Here is a 3,781-nt window from a genome sequence, read left to right on the forward strand (position 1 = left end):
GGGTCGGTGAAATAGCTGTCTTCACTGTGAACGCCCGGATCAGACTGGAAACCGGATCGGCTCCATAAAGGGCGTGAGCGGTAATGTGATAGTTCTTCGCTGGCAGATTGGACAGGATCTTGCTCCAGACGCCATCAATCCCAACGTCAACATTGCCGTGTGAGATGGAGCCATCGAAAATCTCGACCTTCTCATCCCGGGTCGCGGTGCCTTTGACGGTGACCTGATCAAAGAACGTATCGCCACCCTCTGTAACCTCCCCACTGGCGTCAGTCACATGGGTGATCTTCGGCGTCAGCCAGTCGTACCGGGTTCTGATCGTCAGCGACAATTTCGGGAACTCAATCGCATTGACTTCCTGATCGGTGCCATCAAACGAGACGTTGCAAATAATATTTGCCGGTGTGGAGTGCCCCAGTTTCATCAACTCGCTTCTGAGCAGTACTTCATTTAGCCCGTTGCTGACCTGCGCTGGAGTGGTCTCGACGCCATCGAGCATCCGGATGACGTAGTCGCTGCCCGCTGCTGTCTTGCCTTCCAGCCTCAGCCAAATGCGTTGCTTGAGTGCGATGTAATGCCACTTGGACACGAGCGTGTTGGCATCGCCACTGAACGTCATCAGGTCGAGAATCTGGTTGACTGACTGACGCACTTGCGGGCGAGGCAGATCGTTCTCGGGGTCGTCGAATCCCGTTACTCTCAGGCCCAACGATTCTGATTCTGTCTCATGGCCATAGCGGCGAACGAAATACTGCACGTCCACAGTTTTGTTGATGTTTGGGCCGATAACCGTAAGGGGAAGGTGAAAGTTCACGCTGCCACTGCTATGCCCGGGCAGCTCAATATCTGTTGATGTACCAGCGCCCGGAGTGCCGACCCAATGCAGGCGAATGGTATCGAGGGCCGCATCCATAGTGTCGTAGCTGACGTTGACATCTACACCATTGAGCCCATCCATTGCTTTGAGCACGGCATTCGGAGCCTGCTTGACTTGCGGCGGTGGCAATTCGCCTACCAGCGATCCAATCAGCAGTTTAAGTACGGTGGAGTGACTGTATAAACCCGTGGTCGCGTGCTTGAGCGAGTAACGCACCTTGACGTACTGCCCGATATTGATCATGACGTACTCCGCAGGCACTCGGAAACGCAGCGGTTTACCGGCGCTCAGCGAAGTGATGGGCACCCAGTCGCTGATGTTGCCCAATGGATGGGTTCCCTGCCAGTACCAGGTCACGATGTCATCTTTTTGCGTCGGCGGGTTCTCGATCAATATGTGGACGACATTGAAGACTTTGGATGGGTCTAGCACGTCCTTGTCTTTGTCGGCTTCTTCCACCTCGGGTCTTGGCAATGTCGCTGTGACGGCTTGCACCTTGACCAACAGATGCTCCGAATCATTGACGCCGTAGAGCTCCGGCTTGTCATTGGACACGGTGTACCAAAGATCAAGGCTGCCCTTGTCGAGCACGATGATGTGCTCTGCGTTGACGTAAACAGTGAAAAAGCCTTCTTTTGCCTCATTGTCACTGACGGTGTGACTGTCTTCATGGACATAGGGCTGGCCATTGGACTTTTTGCCCATCCAGTGCATGGCGACCAGATCGCCATTGGCAATGGTTGCGTACCTGATTCGCACCGTGGCGTAAGGCCGGTCCGACTCGAGTATGTCGCCCACCAACTCGTCAATCGTCGGTGCGTCCGGCATCGAAACGTCACCCACCACGTCGGCGAACTCACGTTTGGAGGATAACGGCGGACTTCCGTCTGCTTTCGTCAGCACGTAGGAGGCGTCGGCCCGGCCCATGGCGATGGCGCGGACTTGTGCATAAGGCACTGCGAAATCCATGACACTCGGGATGTTCGCCACCGTTTTGGATTCCGTGTGAATCAACGGCTTGCCACTGAAGGGATTGCCGATCCAGGTCATTTTCACCGAGTCGTTCAACGCGAAATCCGAGCCCTGGATATGGACCTGGACCGTGACGTCCCGCTGGTTCAAGTCGATGATCGTGATGATCCCATTGACCGATTCCTTGATGATCGGGGCAGCCAGACGCCAGGAGCCGGCATCGACGGCAATCCGAGTGCGTTTGGAGTGCCGGGAGGACCAGTTCCAGACTTCATCGTGAGGGTCGTATTTTATTTCCAGTGTCGTGCTGTCACCACCGGCCAGAATGTCCTCCTGTGTTGCGACGATCACGATAGGGTCCTTGCCCTCCGCCTGATCTTGCGTGACGAGGTGAGGGAGCAAGGTATGACTGCCCCAGCGCATCCGAATCGTGTCCCACACCGTGATTTCGGGGTAGGCACGGACAGTCAGCGGAACGCCTTTTTTCGCCCACTCGGCGTCGATCACGCCTTGATCGATGATTTCCTGCGGCAATTGCGCGATATGCAGTTCTGAGTGCCCGTCAGGTAGATGAGGTTCCTTGTCGCGGCCACCGGGTCTGGTAAGTTTGACGAAAAACGATGACACCACTGAGGGATCGTCCGGCGTGGTTGCGCCGAACCGGGTCAACTCATAAAAGCATTCATGCAGACCGGGAGTGAAAAGCTCTTTGGGCAGGTAAAAAAACAGATGCCTGTCTTTTTCCCCCGGTTCAACCATTCGGGTGAACACCGGAACGTCATCCCAGTAAACGACATTTTTATCACCCTCCAGCATGTCGAGGTACGCCACAATTACGCACAGCACCCCGCTGGCGCTTTCCTCGACCACTGCAATATTGATCCCGCCATCGGCATCCTCGACTGGCGTGACTGCGCCGCTGATCTGCATGGGCCGAAGCGCCAGGGTGACGGGCTGGTCGAGATCGGGAAACAGAAGCGGACTGTGGGTGAGCATGACGAAACTCCTGAAAGAGCACGCAATGGGATCGCAGACGGTTTTTTATTGAACCTGAGGGGAGGAGGGAGGGGTACTGTCAGATCTGACAGGTGAGCGCAGGTTTTCGACCAACGGTCCGAGCACACGGCGTTTGCCCGCCAACAAGCTGGTCTTGCGGATCGAATTCGAATCTGTAGGCGCTATCTGCTGCGTTGAAGTTCAATTGCACCACCGGCAGGTAACCTGCGGTTTGCTCTAAGTAATCTTTCTGAAAGTACCGGGCGCTCGGCTTACCCGCAGCTCTGGTGTAGAAAAACGCCTGGAGCGGAATTTTTTCAGGAATGTTCTGCGGCCAGTCCGCGATGATGGATTCGTTATGGACCCTTTGGTCCTGCGCCGAAAACAATGCGCGAACTTGAATGCTTGCGGCGAAAGGCGCTTGTTCGCCTTTGAGGCTGCATCCTGCGTAGCGATTGGTCAGTGCGTTGAAATGAGTGAGGTAAGCCTCAACCGTGGTAATGCCTTGCTCATCGCAGGGACGACTGGGTACAGGGCTCGGTGAATATTGGTTGCAACTATCGCTTCGATAAAACGTAGCAGCGTCATGTGGCCATGCGCAGCGCAGTGTCAGAGGATAAGCCGCAGGTGCAGACAGCTCCTTGAGGATCAGACCCTGCGGTTTCGACCAGGCCAGAATGGGCAGGTAAATGTCGGCTCGCAAATAGGAAAAAGAAACGCCGTTGCGCTCCACCGACCCGGGGCTGGAATTCCACGCATGGTATTCGGGTGTTGCACTGGTCGTGCGCACCAGGATTCCGCTGCATTTGTAGGCGGCTTCGTTATTTGGGCACGTCATGGTCGTATTGGCGTAGCGGGCATTCAGATTCGCCGCGATCTGATAGCCGATATACAACTGATCCTGCTGATTGAACCCGAACACCGCATCCGGTTTCC

The 3,781-nt window shown here is 55.5% G+C and carries 1 protein-coding gene and 1 pseudogene; both read right to left on the reverse strand.

Annotation, left to right across the window (positions count from 1 at the left end; genetic code table 11):
* Positions 1 to 2,845 (reverse strand): Ig-like domain repeat protein (locus ACK6BI_RS27905; protein ID WP_409319652.1); only part of this gene is annotated, 2,845 nt, incomplete at its 3' end.
* A gap of 79 nt (positions 2,846 to 2,924) precedes the next feature.
* A pseudogene (locus ACK6BI_RS27910) lies at positions 2,925 to 3,781 on the reverse strand (hypothetical protein); the annotation flags it as partial.

It is taken from the genome of Pseudomonas sp. KCJK9016, assembly GCF_046231795.1.
Taxonomy (GTDB): Bacteria; Pseudomonadota; Gammaproteobacteria; order Pseudomonadales; family Pseudomonadaceae; genus Aquipseudomonas; species Aquipseudomonas bananamidigenes.